Origin of the sequence: Brevibacillus borstelensis, from assembly GCF_037834415.1 — a bacterium.
Taxonomy (GTDB): domain Bacteria; phylum Bacillota; class Bacilli; order Brevibacillales; family Brevibacillaceae; genus Brevibacillus; species Brevibacillus borstelensis_A.
Genome location: NZ_JAUMSJ010000029.1, coordinates 30,483 through 53,558, shown reverse-complemented (window position 1 = coordinate 53,558; position 23,076 = coordinate 30,483). Strand labels below are relative to the sequence as shown.

Genomic DNA, 23,076 nt, shown 5'->3' with positions numbered 1-23,076 from the left:
GTTAAGGCAAGTGCCAGAAAAAGGAGGAATGCACTTTTTCGATGGGGAATTGTTCTGGAAGGACCAACGATTGAAGGAGGCCCCAAGTAAATGTCGCAGACTCATCTGCATTTTGACATGCACATCGGTCGACAAAAGCCGGAAAACATCAGGAACCAGGTAGCAGCTTGTCCATTCTGCCGTCTAGAAGAGCTGGACGGCATTCTGGAGCGAAGAGGGGAGATGAAGGATCCGCCACCCGCATATGCAAATCGTCGGGTTGGATCAGTTTGATTACCTGAAAGATGTGTCATTGTTTGTTTTTTTACCAGTGGGACGGACAGATTATCGTCAAGGTCGTCCCGCGGTTTGTCGCCTCGCCGCTCTACGTCGGCTACGGGATTCCTCAGGTGGGAAACAACCTCGAGGAGGTAGTGCAAGAGCTTCGGCGCCACTATTTCTAGGAACGGAAAGGAAGGCCCCAAATGACGACCTTCACCTATCTCGCCAAATCAAAACCGACAGCCGAGGAACTGGGCTGCATCCGGGAATTGGCTGATGTCTGCAATCGCTTTGACCAGATCGATCTGAAGCTGAATCTGGACATGCTGGAGAATCGTCCAGGTACGGACACGAACGATTTTTTTTGCTACGACCAAGGAAAGCTCGTCGGATACGGAGGGCTGTACGTTTTTCATCAGGGAGAAGCGGAGGTGAGCGGCATGGTCCACCCCGATTACCGGGGAAAAGGCATTTTCCGCTGCCTGCAGCAGCTGATGGAAGAAGAATGCCGGTCACGCAAGATTCCACAGCTGTTGTTCATTGTCCAGCGAGGGTCTGAGGCAGGAAAATCGTATATGGAGAAAGCGTCGGCTCAGTATCGTTTTTCTGAATATTGGATGGAGCGGGAAGAGGCCGGCCAAAAATCGCCAGTCTTGAATGGGCGAATCCAGCTGAGGCGCTCAACCCCAAACGATCTGGAGACCTTGATCCAGCTTAGCATCGCAGGGTTTCAGATGGATGAAACGCGCGCCAGAGAGATGTCCGAGCGTATGGAGCAAGATCCGAAACAAACGACGTACCTGATCGTGGATGATCAAAGCGAGCCGATTGGAAGGATCAGCGTATCCCAACAGCCGGACCATGCTTTTATCTTCGGGTTTACGGTTCATCCTGATCACCAGGGAAAAGGGTACGGGAGAGAGGCGTTGGCCAAGACGATCGATCTTTTGTCCGCCGAAGGCTTCTCAAAAATAATTTTGGAGGTAGCCACGGAAAACAGCAATGCGCTATCCCTGTATGAGTCTTGCGGATTTCGGGTCAAATCTGCAAATGATTACTATCGGCACCCGTTGTGAATGGAAAAAGACAAGCCTTTGCCAAGAGCTGGTTTAAGGCAGCTGGTTTTGGCTTGTCCCTTGTCTGCCGGGCCTTTTTGCCTCCGCTGCACTTGAAAAATGGCATGGATGCCCCGTACATGTTACCATAACGGTACGAGAGAATAGGCAATAAAAGGAGTGACTCGATGAAACTGTTGTCGATAGAACCGACGCCCAGTCCAAACGTGATGAAGCTGAATGTGGACGCGCGCTTGCCTGATGGCGTTCAGCGGGTATACAACAAGCAGACGGGGACGCAAATGCCTGAACTGGTCAAGCAGCTGCTTGCCATTGAGGGCGTAACCTCGATTTTTCATACGGCTGATTTTTATGCCTTGGAACGAAAGTCTCAAGCGGACTGGCAGCAAATTTTGACCCGTGCCAGGGAAGTGTTCGGAGCGGGAGCAGATACCTCCATGCCTTCCTGGGCAAATGACGGAGCTGGAGAAGCATGGGGAGAGGCACAGGTGTATTTGCAGATGTTTCGCGGCATTCCCATGCAGGTCAAAGTGACGATGGGAGCAGAGCAGATACGCGCAGCCCTGCCAGAACGCTTTGGTGCGGCGGCAGTAAAGGCAGGTTCGGCCTCCCCGAATCTCATCATGGAACGAAAATGGGTAGAGCAGGATGTTCGCTACGGCGACTTGCGCGAGATTGGGGAGGAAGTGGCTAGCGAGGTGGATGCTGCGTATCCGCCGGAACGGGTGGAAGAGCTCGTGCAGCAGGCATTGCAGCTGGGAGCGGGAGAAGAAGCTCCAGTCCAGCCTGAACGGGTCAAAAAGATCGTCACCCTTGAGATGCTGGATGATCCAGATTGGCAAAAGCGGTATGCTGCGCTCGATCGCATGGAGCCAACAGCGGAAGACGTGCCTGTTCTGAGAAAGGCGCTTCACGACGAAAAGGGCTCCATTCGCAGACTGGCTGTCGTCTATCTGGGGATGGCAGGAGGCGATGAGGTATTCCCGCTGCTCTATGAAGCGCTGCGCGATCCTTCTGTGTCGGTTCGGAGGACAGCGGGAGATACCTTGTCCGATCTGGGCGATCCGAGAGCGAGTGAAGCGATGTGCGAAGCTCTGAAGGACCCAAACAAGCTCGTTCGTTGGCGGGCAGCCCGCTTTCTTTACGAGGTCGGCGACAACTCGGCGCTGGAGGCCTTGCGAGCGGCGCAGGATGATCCCGAATTTGAAGTTCGCCTGCAAATCCAGATGGCTGTAGAGCGTATCGAGCGCGGGGAAGCGGCGAGCGGAACAGTCTGGCAGCAAATGACGAGAAGAAACGAACAGCAGGGCTCCTGAAACGAAAATTGCAGCCTTTACCCCTGTCAATCGCTCGGAACGATGGGCGCAGCCAGGGGTAATTGTCGTGCATTTTCTGGTCATAATAAGATAGGCTCAATGGGAACAGAAGGCCAATCGGGAAATGACGGAAAGGCAAAAAATGGTATCTCCAGTATAACAATAGACACAGTTCATTTATGGTTGACTTCTACCTTGTGTTTCCCTTATCCTATAGGATGATTGAGGTATCATACATCGTGAGTATGTAAGGGAGATTGTTATGACAACGAACCACTATGACGTCGTCATCGTTGGCGGGGGGCTCGCCGGTCTTTCTGCTGCAGCCTATCTGTCTTCCAAGGGCAGAAAGGTAGCGCTCTTGGAGCGCGGTGCCCTGGGCGGCCGTGCCGTCACGCTGAAGATCAAAGGCTTTAACTTCAACTTCGGTGCACATGCCATTTACGGACGTGACACATCGGTTTTGAAAACGTTTGAAAAAGAATTGGGTTTGAACATTGACTGGCAAGATTTTAATCCCAACAAAGCCCGTTATGATTTGGGAGACGACCTGACTGAAGTTCCGGCCAATGTGCAAGGATTGTTCCGGACGAAGCTGGTCAAGGGATTTGACAAAGTTCTGTTTACCTTTGAAATTTTGAAAACCATGTTGAAGATGGAAACGGGTCACCCTCACCTGTCCATCCAGAAGTGGATGGAGAAGCAGAATGTGAGTGAGGACGTAAAAGAAATGATGCTCACACTGGCATCGTCCAACTTCTTTACCCGCGAACCGGAGAGAATCCCGTCTGATGTGTTCTTCGCCTACTATCGCCGCATCTTTACGACGAACAAGCCGGTTGCCTACATCGGCGGCGGTTGGCAGGCACTCATCGAGGAATTTGTCCGTGTCATCGAAGCCAATAATGGCACGATCATGACCAAGACAAAGGTGGAATCCTTCCGCGTCGAAGATGACAAGGTAGTTGCCGCTGTCACGCCGGAAGCGGAATTTACCGGAGAAGAGTTCATCAGCTGCATTCCTCCAAAAGAGATGGCAAAGGTGTTTAAGGATACGAAGCTGGAGCATGCCATCGCTCAATACGCCACATACGAACCGACGGTTGTTGTCGTGTACGATGTCGGACTCAAGCAGCGCATTGATGTCCCTTACACTTATATTTACGATAAGCAAAACAACATTTTTATCACGGATATTTCGCATTACGACAAGTCCTGCGTGCCAGAAGGCGGCCAACTGCTGCAAGCGACTGCCTATTTGCGTCAGTCGGAAGTGGGCGTAAAGGAAATTGTCGAGCAGCGCAAGCTGGAGATTGAGCAGCTGTACGACAAGCACTTTCCAGGCTGGCGGGAGGAACTTGTGGTTCCGCGCGTTTCCACGCGTGCAGTCGTTCAGGAAATCAAGTGGACGATGAACCAAGAGCCGCTGCCAATCAGTCTGCCGGATTACCGCAATCTGTTTTTTGCCGGTGACTGGTGCCAAGGCCAGGGACAGCTGTCCGAGTTGTCTTTCTCCAGTGCTTACGAAGTGAGCAAGCTGATCCTTTCCAAATAACTGCTAGCCAGCACAGTCACAAGCAAGGCGTTTTTTCCTGCGACGGGAAGGACGCCTTTTCTTATTCATAAAGGAATAGCCATAACCAGAATATTCCGTTTTGACAGCAAGGCTTTCGGATGCTATGTTGAGGATGTCCAGAGACTACAAAAAGGAGCCACCTGCGATGGACTTCCGTCCTACCATCACGAGAAAGGCCGAAAGAGTCAGAGTAATCGGACTGGGAGTAATTCTATATGGCTTTCTCAGCTACATTACCGACTACATCCCGATAGCAGGAAGCAGCTTGCGTCCTGCGATCGTCATCCTTACCATTGCTGGGGCCTGCTTCGGCCCGTTGACTGGATTCCTGCTCGGAGCGTTCGGTACGCTCCTTACAGACGTTCTCTCCGGACAGCTGTGGATAAGCTGGATTATCGGCAATGGCGTTATCGGACTGTTCTCCGGCTTTGCCTCTCTGCATAAGGAATTTGATCTGAACAGCGGAAAAATGTCTCAGAGTCATTACGTCTGGCTGGCATTGTGGGGAATCTCAGGCAATTTGATCGGCCTCGCGGGGGCGGCGTTTTTTGATATATTGACAGGGAGTCCGGATGTTTCCATCCTCCACTGGGCAATTGTGCCTGCAGCTGTCAATTCGCTCTGGATCTTGCTGCTGGGTCTTCCGATTATTACCGCCATCGTCAAAAGGAAGGCTGAGGACTTCCGTATAAATGGGTAAGCGTTGATACAAAAATCCGATCACACAAGCAAGGGCCTGTCCCAATAAACCGGACAGGCTCTTTTTCTACTTGGCGTACAGATCGTAGACCATGCGGCCGATCTGGGCCATCACGCGATTGGCTGGAACCGTATCTATGTTTTTGGACAGCAGGCAGATGGTCACAGTATGATTGCCGATGTACAACACCCCGATATCATGAGAGGTGCGGGTGACAGTGCCCGTTTTATTGGCCAGCTCCCACTTCGGAAGCATGCCGATCACTTCGCCGTCCGGATCAGGCAAGTGATAAGGAATGCGGTCCCGATGCTGCTGCTTTTTCATGATGTTGATCATGTGCAGGCAACTGTTGTACGAGACGATATTTCCTGTAGCCAAATGGCGAAGATGGCTGCCGAGATCAGCGGCTGTTACTTCGTTGTAGCCTTCCAGCTCCGCGGGTACGATCATCAGCTTGTTGTAAAATTGGCTGTTGGCCATGCCTGTTTTGCTCATGACAGAGCGAATCGCTTCAGAACCGACAAGGTCGATCAGCATGTTGGTCGCGGTATTGTCGCTCTGTATGATCATCAGGGTGGTCAGATCGTAGATGCTCCACTTTGTGCCGGGAGTCATGTGCTGCAGGATGCCCGCTCCGCCGACCCGATCCTCATTTCTGAGGGTGAGCTTGTCATCCAGCGCAAACTTGCCTGCGTAAGCCTCGGCAAACACAGCGGACATGATTGGAACCTTGATCACGCTCGCCGCGTAAAAGCGGTCATCCTGCCCCTTGCCCCAAACTTCGTTTGTCTGTAAATCTTCCAGATAGATTCCCCACTGCCCTCCATTTTCTTCGAGCAATGCGTTGATAGCGTTTCCAAGTGACGACAGCATCATGACCAGCTCCTTTATCACTTTACATAGTTGTAGACAAAATTTTCGTAAGATAATATTATTTAATCATGCATCGTATAATCAAGAAAAAAAGTTTCAAAAAGGGGGGGTTCCATGAAAGCGCTTCAAAAGATGTCGCTCTGTTTTGTGATGCTAAGCAGCTTGGCCTTTGCAGGCTGTGGGGGTCAAACGAACCAGCCCGCAGAGCAAAAACCTGCGGAGACGCCGGCAGCACCGCAAGAACAGACGGTTGCACCACAGGAGATGCGGGTCAACCTGAACACAGGGGAACCAAATACAATCGATCCGGGCTTGGCCGAGGATATTCCTTCCATGTCTATTGCCCGTGCAGCATTTGACGGTTTGCTACGTCTCGATGCAGACGGAAAAATCAAAGAGTCCGTAGCAGAAAAATACGAGGTTTCTCCGGATGGCCTGACGTATACATTCCATCTGCGGGATTCCAAATGGTCCAACGGCGACCCCGTGACGGCACAAGATTTCGAGTACGCCTGGAAGCGTGTGCTCAACCCGGAGACTGCATCCAGCTACGCCTACCAGATGTATTACCTGAAAAACGGTGAGGCTTACAACGCCAACAAGGCCAAAGCGGAGGATGTCGGCGTCAAGGCGACCGATGAGAAAACGCTGCTGGTCACGCTGGAAAATCCGGCTCCGTTTTTCCCTCAGCTTGTAGCTTCCGTCACTTACTTTCCTGTAAACAAAAAAGTGGTCGAGGGCAACAAGGAGTGGGCGGCAAAACCCGAAACCTACATAGGGAACGGTCCGTTCGTCCTCAAGAGGTGGGAGCACAAATCCTTGATTGAACTGGAAAAGAATGAAAGCTACTGGGATAAGGATCGCGTGAAGCTGTCCAAGCTGACCGTCAACATGATCGAGGACGCCAATACCGAGCTGGCTATGTTTGAAAAGGGCGAACTCGACTGGGCTGGTTCACCGCTCGGAGACCTGCCGCTCGACGCGCTCGACTCCTTGAAGGATTCCGGCAAAATGCAGTCGCAGGCGACAGCAGGGACGTACTGGTACATTTTCAACACGACCAAGCCGCCCTTTAACAACAAGCACATCCGCCAGGCGTTTGCCTACGCGGTCAACCGTCAGGAAATCGCCGAGAGCGTCGTTCCGTTCAAGAGCACGCCTGCCATGGGAATCCTGCCTCCGACGATGGCTTTCAAACCGGAAGGCTACTTTAAGGACAACGATGTTGAAAAGGCAAAAGAACTGTTGGCGCAGGGCATGAAGGAGCTCGGTATCAGCGAGCTGCCTGAGTTGACCATCGCCTACAATACGACAGAAGTGAACCAACGCATTGCGACTGTTATTCAGGATCAGTGGAGAAAAGCGTTCGGCATCGAAGTGAAGCTGGTAAACAAAGAGAACAAAGTTCACCGTGAACAGATGAAAGCGGGCAACTTCGATATCGGCCGGGCGAGCTGGATTGGCGACTTTAACGATCCAATCAACTTCCTGGAAGTGTTCAAAGGCGGTCTGAACACGTCCAAATGGGAAAACAAGGAGTTCCTCGATCTGCTGGCTAAGTCCGCCCAAGAAGGAGACGAAGCCAAACGCAACGTAAATCTGAAGAGGACCGATGCCATTGTGATGGATGAAATGCCGGCATTGCCGATCTACTACTTCACGTACACATGGGTGAAGCAGGACAGTGTAAAAGATGTCGTCGTTGACGCATTGGGCTTCATCGACTTCAAATACGCATCGAATGAAAAGAAATAGCAGGGAGTGACTTTCGTGCAACCGATTATTGGCGTGGCATGTACCAAGATGTTCTTTCCAAACAACAACCTTGATCAGTATTTCTATGTCGGCTCCGGATATGTGGACGGCGTAGCCCATACTGGCGGCGTTCCGTACATTTTCCCGCTCTTGACTGTGAAAGACGCTCCTTTTCGGGCCATGATCGAATCGCTGGACGGTTTGATTCTGACGGGAGGAGATGATCCGGCTCCGCACCTGTACGGGGAAGAGCCTTTGCAAGGTTTGGGTGAGGTAGAGTACGAAAGGGACCTGGCAGAGTTGGAAGTGATTAGACTTGCGCTGGAGATGAAGAAGCCCATCCTGGGAATCTGCCGCGGCATGCAAATTCTCAACGTCGCTGCAGGCGGAACGCTTATTCAGGATATTCCGAGTCAAGTGCCAGACGCGTTCCAACACGCCCAAAAAGGTTCCCGCCAATACGGAGCGCACAAAGTGACCCTGCAGCCTGGCGTCGTAGCTGACGCGCTGGGCAAAACAGAGATTCTCGTCAATACTTCCCACCATCAGGCGGTGAAGGACGTGGCTCCTGGCTTTCGGGTGACAGGAGTCGCGGCTGACGGGGTAATTGAGGCCATCGAAAGCCTCGACGGGCTGCACGTAGGGCTGCAATGGCATCCAGAGCGGATGTGGGCCCATGACGACAATATGCTGAAAATTGCCGAAGCCTTCGTTGGCAAATGCAAGCAACTCAAAATGCAATCGCGGTAAAGAAATGACTGCTCACCGGTTATGGGGGGCGGTCTTTTTTTCAGGTATACTGTGATGGGGGTGTCGCTATGCTGACAATAGGAACGAAAGCGCCCTTGTTTGCTGCCGAAAGCACAAAAGGGCGGATCGATCTTCAGACGTTGATTGGAAAGAAAAAATTGGTCCTCATTTTTTATCCGGGCGATGAAACGCCGATCTGTACGAAGCAGCTTTGCGCGATCCGCGATCGGTACAGTGATTTGGAAGCGGCGGACGCGGTGGTGATCGGCATCAATCCGGCGGACCTGACGAGCCACCAGGCCTTTTCAGGCAAGTTCGGATACGATTTTCCCCTGATCGCAGACGAGGACCAAGCGATACGAAAAGCATACAAAGTAGGGAAAATTCTCGGTTTCCTGTTTCAACAGCGAATCGTTTACGTCATCGATAAACAGGGCACCATTGTGTACGCAAAAAAAGGAAATCCTCCGGTGACCGAATTGCTCCAGGTCGTAAACCAGAACCCGTAAGCAAATAGTTGATGAAGTGCTTGGGGCGCTTCAGGATGAGGCGGAAATCATCAAACAGGCACTGAACAGCTCGCGTTGGCGCCAGAGGGACAGTTGGCAGCGCATGCTTGCATCCGTTCGAAGAAGCGGCGATAATGATGATGAGAATGTATGTTTGGTGGTCATATCGATGAAAAAAATTATGCATGTCGATATCGATGCGTTTTTTGCCAGTGTCGAACAGCTTGACAGGCCGGAATACCGCGGCCTTCCCGTTATCGTAGGCGGTACGAGCAACCGGGGCGTTGTATCTACCTGCAGCTACGAAGCCAGAAAATACGGTGTCCGTTCCGCAATGCCAGTCGCTTTGGCCCGGAAGAAATGTCCTCAGGGGATTTTTTTGCCTGTCCGCTACGAGCGGTACGTAGAGAAGTCTGCCGAGATTCGCGCTGTCTTTTCCTCTTTTACCGATCGCTATCAGACAGTTGGGCTGGACGAAGCGTATCTGGATGTGTCTACATACCCGAACGCCATTCCGGTCGCCCGGGAGATCAAGCGGCGGATTCGCCGGGAAACAGGTCTTACTTGCAGCGTCGGTCTTTCCTACAACATGTCCCTCGCCAAAATCGCCAGCGACTTGAAGAAACCGGATGCATTCGTAGTCATTCGCCCTGAGCAATCGCTGGAGGTTCTCCGCAATCTGCCGATTGGAACACTGCATGGCGTCGGCAAAAAAACGCAGGAGCTGCTCGCGAAAAAAGAGATCTATACAGTTGAAGATTTTTGGCGCCTGTCTTTGGAGGAGGCCGTAAACATGCTGGGAAAGCTTGGGCATGCCCTGTATTTCCGAGCGCGGGGCGAGGACGACAGGGAGATCGTGACAGAGCGTTCCCCCAAATCGCTTAGCCGGGAAACGACGCTGTCCTATGATCTGAATCAGCGGGAAGCCATCGCCTCGGTAGCTTTCTCGCTCTTGCAGGAGGTGGAGCAGGACATTCGTGACGAAGGTGTCGTCCCACAGACGATCACGCTTAAAATCAAGTATGCCGATTTCACAATCAGGAGCAAGCAGCGAAAAAAAGAGGACGGCGCAGCCTGGAGCGATTTGTTGGAGGAGCTCCTGGATGCCTTTGATTATAGCCCTGGTGTCCGGCTGGTCGGAGTCGGATTTTCCAATTTTGCAGCGCCACATGAGGAAAGATACGAACAGCTCAGCATGTTTTCCTGGAAAGCAGATTGGTGATAAGCAGACGAGGGGAAAATGCGAAAATGACAGGTGCAAACAGGTTTCATTGCTGTGCCACCTGCGTCCATTTCCGTGTGGAAAAGGGCGCAGGCGGCATTGTCTATCGATGCACGCGGCTCACCTACGAGACGAAGCCTTCCTATCGATTTCCATGTTGGGAGCCCAAAGAGCAGGTACAGCGGTTGATACAAAAGGAAACAGGAGCCTGAGTTTCTAGCAAAATATGCGAATGATAGGGGAGAAATGTGGCTTCGGGTCGGTCGGGTTCGTCATAGTATGTACCATCCTTAGATCGAAAGGGGGTACGAAACATGCGAAAAACGGCAAACAATTTCGGGAAGTGGCCGAAAAAAGGGAAAAGCAAAGTGGTCATTTTCCAAAGTGCAAGCGCCAGCTCCCAATTCGGAAATGCAGCAGCTATTAACCAGGCGGATGCAAGCATTTTCAACATCAAGGTCAAAAGACTGCCGAATGGTCCTCTGTAAGGAGTAGGAAAGGTTTGTACCGGTACATCTATTCCCAAGGAGGTGCGTACCCATGCAACGGAATAACGTCAGGACGTACAAATACAAGGCGGGCAAGAACACAGTCATCGTCGTCAAAATCGAGCAAGCGGCAACAGCCAATTCTCGTACAGGAAATGCTCTGGCGGCGAATCAGGCTGATGTCACCATCCTCGCAAAAAAACGGCGCAACAACCGAGTTTGACCAATTTCCGGAAGCAAAGCGAGAAGGGGCCATTGGCCTCTTCTTTTTCTTTTGCAAGGGAGTGGCTGATTATGGTATAGTAGGTGCCGAAATCGCGGTTCTCGTACACACTGTTTGGAGGTGCCTCGTGTTTCTTGAAAAGCTGATGCCGGATCAGTACGTGGAATCCATCCACCACATTCATATAGATCTACTGCGGGATAAAAAGATCAAGGCCGTCATTACGGACCTGGATAACACTCTGGTGGAGTGGGACAGGCCGTATGCGACCCCGGAAGTGGAACAATGGCTGAAACGCCTCCGTGACGAAGGGATTCAGGTAACCGTAGTATCCAATAATAACCGGGAGCGGGTAGACAAGTTTTGTACGCCTCTTGGCGTGCGATATATCTCTGCGGCCCGCAAGCCGACCAATCGGGCATTTTTGCAAGCCATTGCCGAGATGAACGTCAAGATTGAGGAGACAGTCGTTATCGGGGACCAGTTGTTTACCGACGTGCTTGGCGGCAACCGGCTGGGATTTCATACGATCCTCGTCGTTCCGGTAGCGCAGACGGACGGTTTTTGGACGCGGTTCAACCGCAGGATGGAGCGTGCGGCTCTGTATTGGATGCGTAGAAAGGGAATGATTTCGTGGAAGACAAAAGCATGATGGAGCAAAACTTGGGGGCGTGCGCAGGATGCGGCATCGCGATTCAGACCGAGGATCAAAAGCGGCCTGGATACGCTCCTGCTTCAGCGCTAAAACGAGAAACAGTCATTTGCCAACGCTGTTTCCGAATCAAACACTATAATGAAGTAGCCCCTGTAGGAATGGGAGATGACGATTTTCTCCGTATTCTCGACGGGATCGGATCGACCCAGAGCCTCGTCGTCATGGTTGTCGACATTTTTGATTTCCATGGCTCCTGGCTTCGCGGATTGCCTCGCTTTGTCGGGAACAACCCGATTCTTCTGGTGGGCAACAAAGTAGACCTTCTGCCCCAGAATATCAATTTGAACCGCGTTCGCAACTGGATGCAGCATGAAGCCAAGGAGCGCGGGCTCAGGCCTGCCGATGTCGTTCTGGTGAGCGCCCAAAAAGGGCTTCATATCGATGAACTCCTGGCACGGATTGGAGAACTGCGGAAGGGACGTGACGTCTACATCGTCGGTGTGACGAATGTCGGAAAGTCCACGTTGATCAACCGCATCCTGCACGATTACGGTTCGGCCGATCTGGAAATTACAACATCACCGTTCCCGGGGACGACATTGGACAAGATCGAGATTCCGCTGGAGGACGGCCGCTCTATTTTCGATACGCCGGGAATTATCAACCGCGATCAGATCGGTCATATGGTCACGCCGCAAGACTTGCGAAAAATTACGCCTGCATCTAGAATCAATCCCAAAGTGTATCAATTAAACGACGGGCAGACCCTCTTTTTGGGTGGTTTGGCCCGCATCGACTTTGTGCGCGGCTCCCGGCAGCCGTTTGTTGTGTATGTGACCAATGATATCTATATCCATCGCACCAAGCTGGAAAATGCCGACGAAGTATTTCAAAAGCACTACGGGGAAATGCTTGCTCCGCCGACTGGACGCGAGGCGGCAGAACAACTGCCCGCATTCGTCAAACAATCGGTTAAGATTCGTCCGACGGGTACGACCGATCTGGTCATTTCAGGTCTGGGCTGGGTGAGCCTGCAGGGAAAGGAAGAGGCAAGCGTTGTCGTGCACGCACCGAAAGGCGTCAGTGTAGGCATGCGAAAAGCGTTGATTTGACGCGTTTTGGTTGTCTTGCCATAAGCTGGATAGAGAGAGCAGAGGGGAAGGAACGGCTTCATGATAACAAGCAAAACACGGCTGGTCGGTTTGTTCGGTCATCCGGTCTCGCATTCGCAATCGCCGCTGATGCACAATGCAGCGTTTGCAAAAACAGGTCTGGACTTTGTGTACATGGCTTTTGATGTGGCACCCGAACGTTTGGCTGAAGCGATGGCAGGGATTCGATCTCTCGGGATAAAAGGCGTAAATGTGACCATCCCGCACAAAGTAGCGATCATGCCGATGCTGGATGAAATCGACCCGCTTGCTCAGCGCATCGGAGCAGTCAATACGGTGGTGAATCGCGACGGCTATCTGATCGGCTACAACACGGATGGCGCTGGTTACGTTCGTTCGCTGGCAGAGACGACAGGACTTGTACTTGAGCAGCAGACCGTAACCATGCTGGGCGCTGGCGGCGCTGCACGTGCGGTCGCGTTTACGCTGGCGGAGCGAGGGGTACGGGAGATCCGGATTATCAACCGTTCCCGCGAGAGGGCGACGCTTCTGGCGGAACATGTCGGAACGATCGTCCCGACAGTGGTCATTGATCCGGCCGACGGCAAGGCTGCCATTGAGGATGCCAGCCTGCTGATCAACACCACATCGATTGGCATGTATCCGCAGGTGGATGAGATGCCGGTCCAGGAGGAATGGCTTCATTCCGGACTGATCGTAAGCGACCTGATCTACAATCCGTTGGAAACGCGTCTTTTGAAGGTCGCGAAATCCCGCGGTGCGCAGGTTCATTCCGGCATTGGCATGTTCGTCAATCAGGGGGCATTGGCTTTCGAATTATGGACGGGAGAAGCCGCCCCTGCAGAGACGATGCGGGAAATCGTCCTGGAGCAGTTGAGCAAAGCAAACTGACAGTGCGTTACACGGGCCAAGCGAGCAAGACAAAAGCAAAAACAACTCTGGAGCAACAGACTTACACAAAAGGAGATATGTCCATGCTGACCGGCAAGCAAAAACGTTTTTTACGGGCACAGGCCCATCACCTTGCCCCGATTTTTCAGGTGGGGAAAGGCGGCGTCAACGAAAACATGACAAATCAGATCAAAGAGGCGCTGGAAGCCCGTGAACTGATCAAGGTGGCCATTCTGCAGAACAATCTGGACGACAAGCATGAAGTAGCGGAAGCTCTGGCGGCGGGAGCGGAAGCGGAGCTGGTGCAGCTCATTGGCCATACGGTCGTGCTGTACAAGGAGTCCAGGGAGAATAAGACGATCCAGCTTCCTTAGCCATGGGAGAGCAAAAAAAGCAAATAGGGATTATGGGGGGCACCTTTGATCCCATCCATGCCGGTCACCTGCTAGCCGCGGAGCAAGCGAGGGAGCAGGCGGCGCTGGATGAAGTCTGGTTTATGCCGACGCATATTCCGCCGCACAAGCAGTGGGCAGGACTGACCCCCGCGAGCCATCGGCTGAGGATGGTAGAACTGGCTGTGGCCGACCATCCCGCTTTTCGGGCGAGCGATCTCGAGCTGAGGCGGAGCGGCCCGTCCTATACCTTCGATACGATGCGAAATCTCGTTTCGGTCCATCAGGACTGCCGGTTTTCTTTTATCATTGGCGGGGATATGGTTAAAATTCTCCCGCAGTGGCATCGAATAGACGACCTGCTAAAAATGGTACGCTTCATCGGTCTTTCGCGGCCGGGGATCAAGCTGGAAGAGAAGGTTTATCGCGATTTTGTCACTTTCGTGGAGATGCCGGCTTGGGATATATCTTCGACGCTGATCCGGGAGAAAGCAGCCCGGGGAAGAAGCATCCGCTACCTCGTCCCCCCGGCTGTCGAGTGTTATATAAAGGAGCACGGACTATATGAGTTGGTTGAATAACCGGGAAGCGCTTCTTGGCCAGGTGCGCGCCCAGATGCATGAAAAGCGATATCAGCATACGCTCGGGGTGGCAGAAACAGCCAGACAGCTGGCGCTTCAGTACGGAGCTGACCCCGATCAGGCTGAGCTGGCTGGCCTTTTGCACGACTACTGCAAATGCTGGCCGGTGGAAAGGATGCGTGACGTCCTGATCCGTCACGATCTGCCTGCCGAGCTGCTGAACGGGGACAAAGAGCTGTGGCATTCATTCGCGGGAGCTATCGTCATCCAGACGGAGATGAACATCTCCGATCCGGCTGTCATTCAGGCCGTTCGCTACCATACGACGGGGCGGGTTGGCATGACGCTGTTAGAAAAGATCATTTGTGTGGCAGACTATATAGAACCAAACCGGTCATTCACCGGTGTCGAGACGATTCGCGGCTTGTCCGGACAGGATCTGGATAAGGCTTTGGCCCACGCTCTGGGCAGCACGATCCAACATTTGATCCAGCAGAAAAAAGCAGTGTATCCATTGACACTGTTGGCATATAACGATCTCGTATCCGGCTTGGATACATGAGGAGGAGTTTGATGGTTAAAACAGTAGAAGCCCTGGCCAGACTGGTGGCAAAGGCGGCGGAAGACAAGAAGGCGGAAAATCTGATCATCCTGGACATCAGCAAGCTGTCCGTCATTGCGGATTACTTCATGATCTGCAACGGGAACAACGAACGGCAGGTACAGGCGATCGTTGCGGAAATACGCGATCAGGCGCACAAGAACGGCTACAAGGTTCGGGGCATTGAGGGTGCGGACGAAGGGCGCTGGGTGCTGGTTGATCTGGAGGATGTCGTCATCCATGTGTTCCATCGCGAAGACCGCGAGTTTTACAATCTCGAGAGGCTGTGGGCCGAGGCTCCTGTTGTCCGCTTTGGAGAGGAAGGCTGAGGCAGATGGCGTACGGGCAAATGGCGGTCGTCTACGACAGGCTGATGGCCGACTCCCCTTACGATCAGTGGCTCGAATGGGCAGAGGGTGTCTGGACCAGAAAAGGGAAGCCGCGTCAAGTCATTGACCTCGGCTGCGGGACCGGTAGCATCGCCATTCCTCTGGCCAAGAGAGGATATCGGGTAACAGGCGTCGATCTGTCGGCCGACATGCTTGCCGTAGCATACGACAAGATGAGGCGGGAGCAGGTCCAGATCAAATGGGTGGAGCAGGACATGCGCGAGCTGGAACTGCCCAAGGCTGACAGTGTCTTGTCCTTTTGCGACTCATTCAGCTACCTGACGGAAGAAGCAGATGTGAAACAGACGTTTTCACTCGTCTTCGCACATCTGCATCCAGGCGGCACCTTTTTGTTTGACGTCCACAGCCCATACAAAATCCTGCACGGTTTTGGGGACCAGACCTTTACCTTGGTCGAGGAGGAAGTTTCGTACATTTGGCAATGTTTTTGCGACCCGCTGCGGCTGGAAGTAGCGCATGAACTGACCTTCTTTCTGCGACAGGAAAACGGTTTGTACGAACGTATCGAGGAAATTCATGAACAGCGTGCCTATCAGCCGTATGACCTCGCTCGCTGGCTGATGGAGACCGGCTTTGTCGATGTGGAAATAACAGCCGATTTCAGCGGTCAACTGCCGCAAGAGACAAGCGAGCGTTTGTTTTTCACTGCACGTCGTCCGTAGCGTTGACATCATTGGCATTGATTGTCTATAATCGAAGGTACAACCGCAAATAAGGAATGCGTTGAAGAGGAGTAGTACGAAAGCGATACGGCAAAAGAGAGTTGACGGCAGGTGAAAGTCAACCCGTTCCTTTCCGAACTCGCCTCGAAGCACTCTGCCTGAAGACTGCCAAGCGAAAGATGGTTGCGTAAGGGGGAGCGTCTTATCCACGATACGGATCTTCAAGCGGGTGAGCTTACGATTGCAAGCATCAGGGATTGTCGCTTCTGCTTTACATGAAGCAAAGCAATACTCTGTGTGTCGTCTGTTCACCAATGTGGGTGGTACCGCGGGAGCTTATACAATCCTCTCGTCCCTTTTCGTTTCGCGATTTGGGGCGGGAGGTTTTTATTTTTCATTGAGTGCCCCCTTTTTTCAGGGGGAGAAGCATCTGTTTTCACGAATCTACGATAGGAGTGCGAATCATGGCTTACAATCATCAGGAAATCGAAAAGAAGTGGCAAACGCATTGGGAAGAGAATAAAACCTTCAAGACGCTGGATGATCCGGGCAAGAAGAAGTTTTACGCTCTTGACATGTTCCCGTATCCGTCGGGGGCCGGTCTGCACGTAGGACACCCGGAAGGCTATACGGCGACAGACATTCTGTCCCGGATGAAACGGATGCAAGGCTACAATGTGCTGCATCCGATGGGGTGGGATGCGTTCGGACTGCCTGCCGAGCAGTATGCGCTGGATACGGGCAACGACCCTGCCGAGTTTACGGAGCGCAACATCAATACGTTCCGCCGTCAGATTAAATCGCTGGGCTTCTCTTACGACTGGGATCGCGAAATCAATACGACAGACCCTGCTTATTACAAATGGACGCAGTGGATCTTTACCAAGCTGTACGAGCACGGTTTGGCTTACATCGACGAAGTTGCCGTCAACTGGTGTCCCGCACTGGGTACTGTGCTGGCCAATGAAGAAGTCATCGACGGGAAGAGCGAGCGCGGAGGACATCCTGTAGAACGGCGTCCGATGAAACAGTGGGTACTGAAAATCACCAAGTACGCTGATCGCTTGCTGGAAGATCTGGAGGAGCTTGACTGGCCGGAGAGCATCAAGGAAATGCAGCGCAACTGGATCGGGCGTTCCGAAGGTGCCGAGGTTGTTTTTGCCGTTGACGGCCATGATGAGACCATTACTGTCTTTACAACCCGTCCGGATACATTGTACGGCGCTACCTTTGCGGTGCTTGCTCCCGAGCACAAGCTGGTGGAAAAAGTTACGACGCCGGAGCAAAAACAGGCTGTTGCGGACTATCTGGAGCAAACCAAGCGGAAAAGCGACCTGGAACGGACGGATCTCGCCAAGGAAAAAACAGGCGTGTTCACAGGGGCGTATGCAATCAACCCGGTGAATGGGGAAAGACTGCCGATCTGGATTGCCGACTACGTTCTGATCAGTTACGGTACCGGTTCGGTGATGGCTGTTCCAGCCCACGATGAGCGCGACTACGAATTCGCGAAAGCATTTAACCTGCCGATCAAGGAAGTAATCCGCGGCGGAGATATATCCAAAGAAGCATATGCCGGTGACGGAGAGCACATCAACTCCGGCTTCCTGGACGGTTTGAACAAGGAACAGGCAATCGCCAAAATGATCGACTGGCTGGAGGAAAACAACAAAGGAAAACGCAAAGTCACCTTCCGCCTGCGCGACTGGCTGTTCAGCCGTCAGCGTTATTGGGGAGAGCCGATTCCGATCCTCCATCTGGAGGACGGAACGATGAAGGTTGTTCCGGAAGCTGAGCTGCCGATCGTCCTGCCGAAGACAAAGGAAATCAAGCCGTCCGGAACAGGCGAGTCGCCGCTTGCCAATATCAGCGAGTGGGTAAACACGATCGATCCGGAAACGGGAATGACAGCCCGTCGGGAAACCAACACGATGCCGCAGTGGGCGGGAAGCTGCTGGTACTTCCTGCGCTTTATCGATCCGCACAACGACAAAGCGTTGGCCGATCCGGAGAAGCTGAAGGAATGGCTGCCGATCGACATTTACATTGGCGGTGCGGAACACGCTGTTCTCCATCTGCTGTACGCCCGATTCTGGCACAAATTCCTCTATGATATCGGCGTAGTGCCGACGAAGGAGCCGTTCCAGAAGCTGTTCAACCAGGGGATGATTCTGGGTGAAAACAACGAGAAGATGAGCAAATCCAAGGGCAATGTCGTCAACCCGGATGAAATCGTCCAGAGCCACGGGGCTGACACACTGCGTCTGTACGAAATGTTTATGGGTCCGCTCGACGCTTCTATCGCTTGGTCGACAAAAGGACTGGACGGCGCCCGCCGCTTCCTCGACCGCGTATGGAGATTGTTCGTAGATGACAATGGCGCGTTGAACCCGAAAATCTCTCCAAAGGCTGATGTGCAAGCGCTTGAGAGAGTGTATCATCAGACTGTGAAAAAGGTGACAGAGGATTACGAGAATCTTCGCTTCAATACCGCGATTTCCCAGTTGATGGTCTTTGTCAACGAAGCGTACCGTGCAGACGCCTTGCCGAAAGCCTACATGGAAGGCTTTGTGAAGATGCTGGCTCCGATTGCCCCTCACCTCGGCGAAGAGCTGTGGGAAAAGTTGGGCCACAACGAAACGCTGTCTTACGAGCCTTGGCCTAAATACGACGAGTCGAAGCTGGTGGAGGATGAAGTAGAGATCGTCCTGCAGATTAACGGTAAAAACAGGGAAAAACTGCTCATTCCCGCTGATGCGACCAAAGAACAGATGGAAGAAATGGCAGGAAGCAACGAAACGATCAAAGAGCTGATCGAAGGCAAGACGATCGTCAAAGTAATCGCTGTACCAGGAAAATTGGTAAACATCGTCGTTCGTTAATATAAGGAAGAGGAACGGAGCCGGCCGATACGGTTCCGTTCCTTTTTCTATGCCCTCAAGGCGCAGGGTGGCCGGGGCCCCCCATTGTCGGGACCGTCTGCAACTGTATCTTTACCATTTCCAAGTCTTCTGCAAATTTAGTATGGGTGCGTTTGAAAACCTCGCGAAAAACACCGGGAATGCCGTTCTGAAGCGCAATAAGGCCTTCGCCTGTAATGCCCCCGGGCACGCAAACGCGCTTTTCAAGAGAAGCAAAAGAAAACAGCTCCTTTTTAAAGAGCTCTCCCATTCCGATTACCATTTGCATGGCCAAATGGGAGGCTGCCTCTTCCGATATGCCGGTTTCCTCCATCGCGTCATTGATCATATTGCGCAGAATGTAACTGAGAAAAGCCGGCCCGCAGCTGCTGATGTCGGAGGCGACTCGCAAAAATGGTTCGGGTACCTCTATCGGCTGACTGATGGCAGTGAATAGGGAGAGAATTCTCTCTCTCCACTCAGGGGTGATCCGCTTGCCGAATTCGCATAGGCTGACACCGCTTCCTGCAGCATTGGTAATACTGGGCACTACTCTGGCAACCGGGCAGGGAACAAGCGACTCCAAATGTTCCAGCTGAATGGGGCTCGTGATGGTGATCAAAATATGGTCGGATGTCAGCCAATCGCGAAGTTCCAGCAAGACTTTGCTGTATTCCAACGGCTTGACACACAACAGCAGAACAGCGGCTTCCTGGGCCACTTGAGCATTGCATGCGGCGACGACAAGACCGGGGTGGCGGCCGGCAACCGTTTCTGCTTTGGCGATCGTCCGGTTGTAAGCGATAATCTGACTGGGAGACAAGGCTTTGGACGCAATCAGGGCATCGATCAACAGGCTTCCCATGCTGCCTGTTCCAACTACGCCGATCCTTTCCATAGGAATTTCCTCCCTCTACTCATTCTCCCCCCATTCTATGAGATGACGTGTACGTTCATGCCCGCTCTTACTGAATCCTGATCTGATCTTTCATCCGCTCGTAGATTTTCGCCCCTATGCCGCTGATCTGCTTGAGCTCATCAGGAGAGCGGAAGCCTCCTTTTTTTGCCCGGTATTCCATAATAGCCTTTGCCCGGGATTCGCCGACTCCCGGCAATGTCATCAATTCCTCCAGGCTGGCCGTATTGATGTTGACCCCCTTGACGGCAGCGGATGGCGCTTTGCCTCCTGAGGCGGGAGCAGATGCAGGGGATGGGATGGAGGAAGTGACAGCGGAAGCGATGTCCTGCTCGGCACATGCAGAGGCGGTTCCTTTTGACGGAATGAGAATCGCGCTGCCATCGGTCAAGCTTTCCGCGAGGTTGATTCGCTCGACATCGGCCTCTGGCAAGCTCCCGCCGGCCTTTTCGATTGCGTCTGCTACTCTCGAACCTGGTTCCAGAGCATACAGTCCTGGATTCCTTACTTTCCCTTTTACATCCACATAGAGGAGGGGAGGGGAAGAAGTACCCGCTCTGCCGCTAGCATCGGAGGAAGCATTGCCGGACGCAGCGGGTGAAGGATTCTGATGTTGAGTGTTTTCTGTGCGGCTCCCCATTTCCGGGGTGGTCCCGTTTTTCTGCAGGGGTTCGAAAGCAATGGGAGAAGCAGCCGTTTGGGCATCAGGCGAAATGACCGATTCGCTTGCCGCTGCGACCTCGTGAAACGGGCTGCCCGCTTGGGCCGGATTTTGTTGCGCTAGGTAGATCCAATAGCTTACGCCCGCAAATGCCAAGGCGGCACAGATGAGAATCCATCGGCGATATCGTTCCCACAAGTCGTACAGCATGCAAGCACCTCCATTTGAGCAAGCAGGATAGCCTGCCTGCATCTACAGGCATCCTACGAAATGACAGCGGGGGTCGGCAAATTTTTTGCAAGACAGAACGTTGTTCCGTGAAATCGAGCGGGCGGCCACAAAAGAAAAAAGGCCCGCCCGTCATTCGACGAGCGAAGCCTGTCATATCTTGAATATCGTGGCGGCTGCGGGAGTTCAAGCAATTGTGCGCAGACACAAGCATTCTGCCTGCCGCAATCAGTCTGAGTCTGTCAGCCGATTCTCTCCAGAGAGTCCTTTTTTTTGCGAATCTCCACGCTTGGGCTTACGTATGGGCCAAATTGGTGTTTTTGTTCGATAAAGATCTGATGCCACAGCATGAAGATCAGGATGGTCCAGATTTTCCGGCTGTAGTCGGCGTTGCCCTCACGGTGTTCATCCAGCATGTAGAGGACGTAGGCCTTGTTGATCAAGTGATCTACCTTTGACTCAAAAATAAGCTCCTTGGCCCATTTGTAAAATTGGTTTTTCAGCCAATAACGGGTAGGTACAGGGAAGCCAAGCTTTTTCCTCGTCTTGATTTCCGGGGGCAAAAAGTCCTTCATCGCTTCGCGCAGGACATGCTTTGTAGTGCCATTGGCAATTTTATATTTGGTCGGGATGGTAGCGGCAAATTCAAACACTTTTGTATCGATGAAAGGCACACGAAGCTCCAGAGAGTTGGCCATCGTCATCTTGTCGGCCTTCATCAAAATGTTGCCGCGAAGCCATGTATGGATGTCCAGATATTGCATCTTGGTAACATCGTCCAGGACTTGCGCACGTTTGTAAATTTCTTCTGTGACGGACCAAGGGGTGCGATACGACTCCGTATGCAAAATGTCCTCGGTTACCACACGTTCCTTTATTTCCTCACTGAAGATCAGCGCGTTTCCAAAAAAGCGTTCCTCCACTGTTTTGGAGCCGCGAATCAGGAAATTTTTTCCTTTTACCTGGTCAGGGAGTTTCTCTGCCAAAAAGCGGACAGAGCTTCTCATCCAGTCAGGCATGTGGGAGAACATCCGCAGGGAATGCGGCTCCCGATAGATGTTGTAGCCGCCGAAAAATTCGTCTGCGCCCTCGCCGGACAGAACGACGGTGACATGCTCGCTGGCCATTTGCGCCACGAAATACAGCAGGATCGCAGAGGGGTCGGCCACTGGTTCGTCCTGGTGCCAGATGAGTCTGGGCAACTCGTCCATGTAACGCTGTGCATTCACGACCAGTTCATGATGCTCGCTTCCTAAATATTGCGCTGTTCTGCGGGCGTAGTCTAATTCGCTGTATCCCGGAATGTCGGAACCGACGGAAAAGGTCTTGACATTCTCGAATGTCCGCAGCATCGCGACGATACTGCTGGAGTCTACGCCGCTGGACAAAAAGGCTCCACGGGGTACTTCGCTGACCCGATGCCTGTCGACCGACTCCAGCATGATGCTGCGAGTTCCTTCCACAAAATAAGAAAAAGGCTTGCTCTCATCCGGCTTGAACTCTACGTCCCAATAACGCTCCAGCTGGATCCTGTCGTTTTGAATGACGAAGGAATGAGCGGGCGGGATCCGGTAGATGCCCTGATACATCGTCTCTGGATCAGGCACGTATTGAAAGGTCAAGTAATGGTAAAAGCCTGTCGTGTTTACTTCTCTCTTGACACCCTGAAGCTCCAAAAGACTTTTGATTTCGCTTGCCACTGCAATCGAATCTTCCGTTTCGACATAGTAGAGAGGCTTGATGCCGAAATGATCGCGCGCCCCGAACAGGCGTTTATTGCGTGAATCATAAATCGTGAAACCAAACATGCCCCGCAGGTGCTTGGGAGCGTCGGTTCCGACTTCCTCATACAGGTGCAGGATCGTCTCGATGTCGGAATCCGTATGGAATACGTGTCCGCACTCCTTCAACCATTGCTGCAATTCCTTGTAGTTGTAGATTTCGCCGTTGCCGATGATCCAAATGTCTCGTGTCTCGTTAAACAGCGGCTGATGGCCGCCTTCCACGTCAATGATGCTTAAACGACGAAAGCCCAGTGCGATGTTGTCTTCCAGATGAAAACCGTCATCGTCTGGACCGCGGTGCAGGATAACACGGGTCATGGCGCCAATCGTCTCTTGCTGGACGGGCGCTTGCCGTTTGTTGTAGAGTGATACGATTCCACACATATGAAATGACTCTTCCTCTCACTCAGATTGCTCTAGCTAACTCTATCACGGATTGACGGGCAAAGCAATCTTTCCAATTGCCCAACAAGCTGTGCGAACCGTTGGAACAGACGCTTTTCGGATAATAAA

At 52.6% G+C, this 23,076-nt stretch carries 25 protein-coding genes, 1 pseudogene and 1 other annotated feature; of the genes and pseudogenes, 22 read left to right on the top strand and 4 right to left on the bottom strand.

All coding sequences use genetic code 11. The features are described 5' to 3' along the window. Nucleotides 1–90: 90 nt before the first annotated feature. The 6 genes and pseudogenes from Q3F21_RS27500 to Q3F21_RS19750 all read left to right on the top strand — a co-directional run bounded on the left by Q3F21_RS27500 (nucleotide 91) and on the right by Q3F21_RS19750 (nucleotide 4,929). The gene (locus Q3F21_RS27500; RefSeq protein ID WP_425341282.1) at nucleotides 91–273 is read left to right on the top strand and encodes a DUF4931 domain-containing protein; all 183 of its coding nucleotides are present in this window, start codon (nucleotides 91–93) and stop codon (nucleotides 271–273) included. Between the two features lie 23 nt (nucleotides 274–296). Then, nucleotides 297–443 (top strand): annotated as a pseudogene (locus Q3F21_RS27495) (DUF4931 domain-containing protein); the annotation flags it as partial. Between the two features lie 21 nt (nucleotides 444–464). Further along, nucleotides 465–1,337 (top strand): GNAT family N-acetyltransferase, encoded by an 873-nt coding sequence (locus Q3F21_RS19765; RefSeq protein WP_340256952.1) that lies wholly within the window; start codon nucleotides 465–467, stop codon nucleotides 1,335–1,337. A 167-nt stretch (nucleotides 1,338–1,504) separates the two neighbouring features. Then, nucleotides 1,505–2,653, top strand: a complete 1,149-nt coding sequence (locus Q3F21_RS19760) for a virulence factor (protein WP_340256950.1) — start codon at nucleotides 1,505–1,507, stop codon at nucleotides 2,651–2,653. A gap of 232 nt (nucleotides 2,654–2,885) precedes the next feature. Beyond that, nucleotides 2,886–4,208 (top strand): phytoene desaturase family protein, encoded by a 1,323-nt coding sequence (locus Q3F21_RS19755; RefSeq protein WP_340256983.1) that lies wholly within the window; start codon nucleotides 2,886–2,888, stop codon nucleotides 4,206–4,208. 166 nt (nucleotides 4,209–4,374) lie between these two features. Next, nucleotides 4,375–4,929, top strand: coding sequence for an ECF transporter S component (locus tag Q3F21_RS19750; RefSeq protein ID WP_340256947.1), 555 nt, complete (start codon nucleotides 4,375–4,377; stop codon nucleotides 4,927–4,929). 66 nt (nucleotides 4,930–4,995) lie between these two features. Here the strand turns inward: Q3F21_RS19750 and Q3F21_RS19745 are convergent, their stop codons facing one another. Beyond that, a complete protein-coding gene (locus tag Q3F21_RS19745; RefSeq protein ID WP_340256945.1) occupies nucleotides 4,996–5,802 on the bottom strand; it encodes a serine hydrolase in 807 nt (268 codons plus the stop codon). Between the two features lie 114 nt (nucleotides 5,803–5,916). Between Q3F21_RS19745 and Q3F21_RS19740 the strand changes: the two genes are divergently transcribed. The 16 genes from Q3F21_RS19740 (at nucleotide 5,917) to leuS (ending at nucleotide 18,956) form a co-directional block, all read left to right on the top strand. Continuing rightward, nucleotides 5,917–7,557: a peptide ABC transporter substrate-binding protein gene (locus Q3F21_RS19740; protein ID WP_340256942.1), complete on the top strand. Its 1,641-nt coding sequence runs from the start codon at nucleotides 5,917–5,919 to the stop codon at nucleotides 7,555–7,557. Between the two features lie 15 nt (nucleotides 7,558–7,572). Next, a complete protein-coding gene (locus Q3F21_RS19735) occupies nucleotides 7,573–8,307 on the top strand; it encodes a gamma-glutamyl-gamma-aminobutyrate hydrolase family protein (protein ID WP_340256940.1) in 735 nt (244 codons plus the stop codon). Between the two features lie 68 nt (nucleotides 8,308–8,375). After that, complete coding sequence (locus Q3F21_RS19730) at nucleotides 8,376–8,816, top strand: peroxiredoxin (protein WP_340256938.1); 441 nt, start codon at nucleotides 8,376–8,378, stop codon at nucleotides 8,814–8,816. 169 nt (nucleotides 8,817–8,985) lie between these two features. Next, on the top strand, nucleotides 8,986–10,038 hold the full coding sequence (dinB, locus tag Q3F21_RS19725; protein WP_340256936.1) for a DNA polymerase IV: 1,053 nt from the start codon (nucleotides 8,986–8,988) through the stop codon (nucleotides 10,036–10,038). A gap of 26 nt (nucleotides 10,039–10,064) precedes the next feature. After that, nucleotides 10,065–10,250 (top strand): hypothetical protein, encoded by a 186-nt coding sequence (locus Q3F21_RS19720; RefSeq protein ID WP_340256934.1) that lies wholly within the window; start codon nucleotides 10,065–10,067, stop codon nucleotides 10,248–10,250. A gap of 102 nt (nucleotides 10,251–10,352) precedes the next feature. Beyond that, nucleotides 10,353–10,526, top strand: a complete 174-nt coding sequence (locus tag Q3F21_RS19715) for a hypothetical protein (protein WP_340256932.1) — start codon at nucleotides 10,353–10,355, stop codon at nucleotides 10,524–10,526. Between the two features lie 52 nt (nucleotides 10,527–10,578). After that, complete coding sequence (locus Q3F21_RS19710; RefSeq protein ID WP_340256930.1) at nucleotides 10,579–10,749, top strand: hypothetical protein; 171 nt, start codon at nucleotides 10,579–10,581, stop codon at nucleotides 10,747–10,749. Nucleotides 10,750–10,876: 127 nt separating this feature from the next. Continuing rightward, nucleotides 10,877–11,401, top strand: coding sequence for a YqeG family HAD IIIA-type phosphatase (locus Q3F21_RS19705; RefSeq protein WP_340256928.1), 525 nt, complete (start codon nucleotides 10,877–10,879; stop codon nucleotides 11,399–11,401). Then, a complete protein-coding gene (gene yqeH / locus Q3F21_RS19700; RefSeq protein ID WP_340256926.1) occupies nucleotides 11,398–12,516 on the top strand; it encodes a ribosome biogenesis GTPase YqeH in 1,119 nt (372 codons plus the stop codon). The genes Q3F21_RS19705 and yqeH overlap by 4 nt, the downstream gene beginning before the upstream one ends. Nucleotides 12,517–12,576: 60 nt before the next feature. Further along, nucleotides 12,577–13,428 (top strand): shikimate dehydrogenase, encoded by an 852-nt coding sequence (locus tag Q3F21_RS19695; RefSeq protein ID WP_340256923.1) that lies wholly within the window; start codon nucleotides 12,577–12,579, stop codon nucleotides 13,426–13,428. 83 nt (nucleotides 13,429–13,511) lie between these two features. Beyond that, nucleotides 13,512–13,802 (top strand): ribosome assembly RNA-binding protein YhbY, encoded by a 291-nt coding sequence (gene yhbY, locus Q3F21_RS19690; RefSeq protein ID WP_340256921.1) that lies wholly within the window; start codon nucleotides 13,512–13,514, stop codon nucleotides 13,800–13,802. A 2-nt stretch (nucleotides 13,803–13,804) separates the two neighbouring features. Then, entirely contained in the window at nucleotides 13,805–14,401 is a 597-nt protein-coding gene (locus Q3F21_RS19685; RefSeq protein WP_340256918.1) for a nicotinate-nucleotide adenylyltransferase, read from the top strand. Then, a complete protein-coding gene (gene yqeK, locus Q3F21_RS19680; protein ID WP_340256914.1) occupies nucleotides 14,385–14,963 on the top strand; it encodes a bis(5'-nucleosyl)-tetraphosphatase (symmetrical) YqeK in 579 nt (192 codons plus the stop codon). The genes Q3F21_RS19685 and yqeK overlap by 17 nt, the downstream gene beginning before the upstream one ends. 11 nt (nucleotides 14,964–14,974) lie before the next feature. Beyond that, the gene (gene rsfS, locus Q3F21_RS19675; RefSeq protein ID WP_340256910.1) at nucleotides 14,975–15,331 is read left to right on the top strand and encodes a ribosome silencing factor; all 357 of its coding nucleotides are present in this window, start codon (nucleotides 14,975–14,977) and stop codon (nucleotides 15,329–15,331) included. Nucleotides 15,332–15,336: 5 nt separating this feature from the next. Next, the gene (locus Q3F21_RS19670; protein WP_340256908.1) at nucleotides 15,337–16,074 is read left to right on the top strand and encodes a class I SAM-dependent DNA methyltransferase; all 738 of its coding nucleotides are present in this window, start codon (nucleotides 15,337–15,339) and stop codon (nucleotides 16,072–16,074) included. Nucleotides 16,075–16,126: 52 nt separating this feature from the next. After that, nucleotides 16,127–16,434: a binding site (T-box leader), on the top strand. A gap of 104 nt (nucleotides 16,435–16,538) precedes the next feature. Further along, nucleotides 16,539–18,956, top strand: coding sequence for a leucine--tRNA ligase (gene leuS / locus Q3F21_RS19665; protein ID WP_340256904.1), 2,418 nt, complete (start codon nucleotides 16,539–16,541; stop codon nucleotides 18,954–18,956). A gap of 55 nt (nucleotides 18,957–19,011) precedes the next feature. Here the strand turns inward: leuS and comER are convergent, their stop codons facing one another. From comER to asnB, 3 genes are all read right to left on the bottom strand, one after another. After that, nucleotides 19,012–19,872 carry a late competence protein ComER gene (gene comER, locus Q3F21_RS19660; protein WP_340256901.1) on the bottom strand — a complete coding sequence of 287 codons (861 nt, stop codon included), beginning with the start codon at nucleotides 19,870–19,872 and terminating at the stop codon, nucleotides 19,012–19,014. Nucleotides 19,873–19,939: 67 nt separating this feature from the next. Next, complete coding sequence (locus tag Q3F21_RS19655) at nucleotides 19,940–20,761, bottom strand: helix-hairpin-helix domain-containing protein (protein ID WP_340256899.1); 822 nt, start codon at nucleotides 20,759–20,761, stop codon at nucleotides 19,940–19,942. A gap of 260 nt (nucleotides 20,762–21,021) precedes the next feature. Beyond that, on the bottom strand, nucleotides 21,022–22,947 hold the full coding sequence (gene asnB / locus Q3F21_RS19650; RefSeq protein WP_340256895.1) for an asparagine synthase (glutamine-hydrolyzing): 1,926 nt from the start codon (nucleotides 22,945–22,947) through the stop codon (nucleotides 21,022–21,024). Between the last annotated feature and the right edge of the window lie 129 nt (nucleotides 22,948–23,076).

Coding starts and splice junctions, on each gene's coding strand:
- Q3F21_RS19715 (WP_340256932.1), top strand. CDS start 10,353: ATGCGAAAAACGGCAAACAATTTCGGGAAGTGGCCGAAAAAAGGGAAA.
- yqeK (WP_340256914.1), top strand. CDS start 14,385: ATGAGTTGGTTGAATAACCGGGAAGCGCTTCTTGGCCAGGTGCGCGCC.
- Q3F21_RS19730 (WP_340256938.1), top strand. CDS start 8,376: ATGCTGACAATAGGAACGAAAGCGCCCTTGTTTGCTGCCGAAAGCACA.
- rsfS (WP_340256910.1), top strand. CDS start 14,975: ATGGTTAAAACAGTAGAAGCCCTGGCCAGACTGGTGGCAAAGGCGGCG.
- yhbY (WP_340256921.1), top strand. CDS start 13,512: ATGCTGACCGGCAAGCAAAAACGTTTTTTACGGGCACAGGCCCATCAC.
- Q3F21_RS19685 (WP_340256918.1), top strand. CDS start 13,805: ATGGGAGAGCAAAAAAAGCAAATAGGGATTATGGGGGGCACCTTTGAT.
- Q3F21_RS19765 (WP_340256952.1), top strand. CDS start 465: ATGACGACCTTCACCTATCTCGCCAAATCAAAACCGACAGCCGAGGAA.
- Q3F21_RS19760 (WP_340256950.1), top strand. CDS start 1,505: ATGAAACTGTTGTCGATAGAACCGACGCCCAGTCCAAACGTGATGAAG.
- comER (WP_340256901.1), bottom strand. CDS start 19,872: ATGGAAAGGATCGGCGTAGTTGGAACAGGCAGCATGGGAAGCCTGTTG.
- leuS (WP_340256904.1), top strand. CDS start 16,539: ATGGCTTACAATCATCAGGAAATCGAAAAGAAGTGGCAAACGCATTGG.
- Q3F21_RS27500 (WP_425341282.1), top strand. CDS start 91: ATGTCGCAGACTCATCTGCATTTTGACATGCACATCGGTCGACAAAAG.
- Q3F21_RS19695 (WP_340256923.1), top strand. CDS start 12,577: ATGATAACAAGCAAAACACGGCTGGTCGGTTTGTTCGGTCATCCGGTC.
- Q3F21_RS19745 (WP_340256945.1), bottom strand. CDS start 5,802: ATGCTGTCGTCACTTGGAAACGCTATCAACGCATTGCTCGAAGAAAAT.
- dinB (WP_340256936.1), top strand. CDS start 8,986: ATGAAAAAAATTATGCATGTCGATATCGATGCGTTTTTTGCCAGTGTC.
- Q3F21_RS19710 (WP_340256930.1), top strand. CDS start 10,579: ATGCAACGGAATAACGTCAGGACGTACAAATACAAGGCGGGCAAGAAC.
- Q3F21_RS19720 (WP_340256934.1), top strand. CDS start 10,065: ATGACAGGTGCAAACAGGTTTCATTGCTGTGCCACCTGCGTCCATTTC.
- asnB (WP_340256895.1), bottom strand. CDS start 22,947: ATGTGTGGAATCGTATCACTCTACAACAAACGGCAAGCGCCCGTCCAG.
- Q3F21_RS19740 (WP_340256942.1), top strand. CDS start 5,917: ATGAAAGCGCTTCAAAAGATGTCGCTCTGTTTTGTGATGCTAAGCAGC.
- Q3F21_RS19750 (WP_340256947.1), top strand. CDS start 4,375: ATGGACTTCCGTCCTACCATCACGAGAAAGGCCGAAAGAGTCAGAGTA.
- Q3F21_RS19655 (WP_340256899.1), bottom strand. CDS start 20,761: ATGCTGTACGACTTGTGGGAACGATATCGCCGATGGATTCTCATCTGT.
- Q3F21_RS19670 (WP_340256908.1), top strand. CDS start 15,337: ATGGCGTACGGGCAAATGGCGGTCGTCTACGACAGGCTGATGGCCGAC.
- yqeH (WP_340256926.1), top strand. CDS start 11,398: ATGATGGAGCAAAACTTGGGGGCGTGCGCAGGATGCGGCATCGCGATT.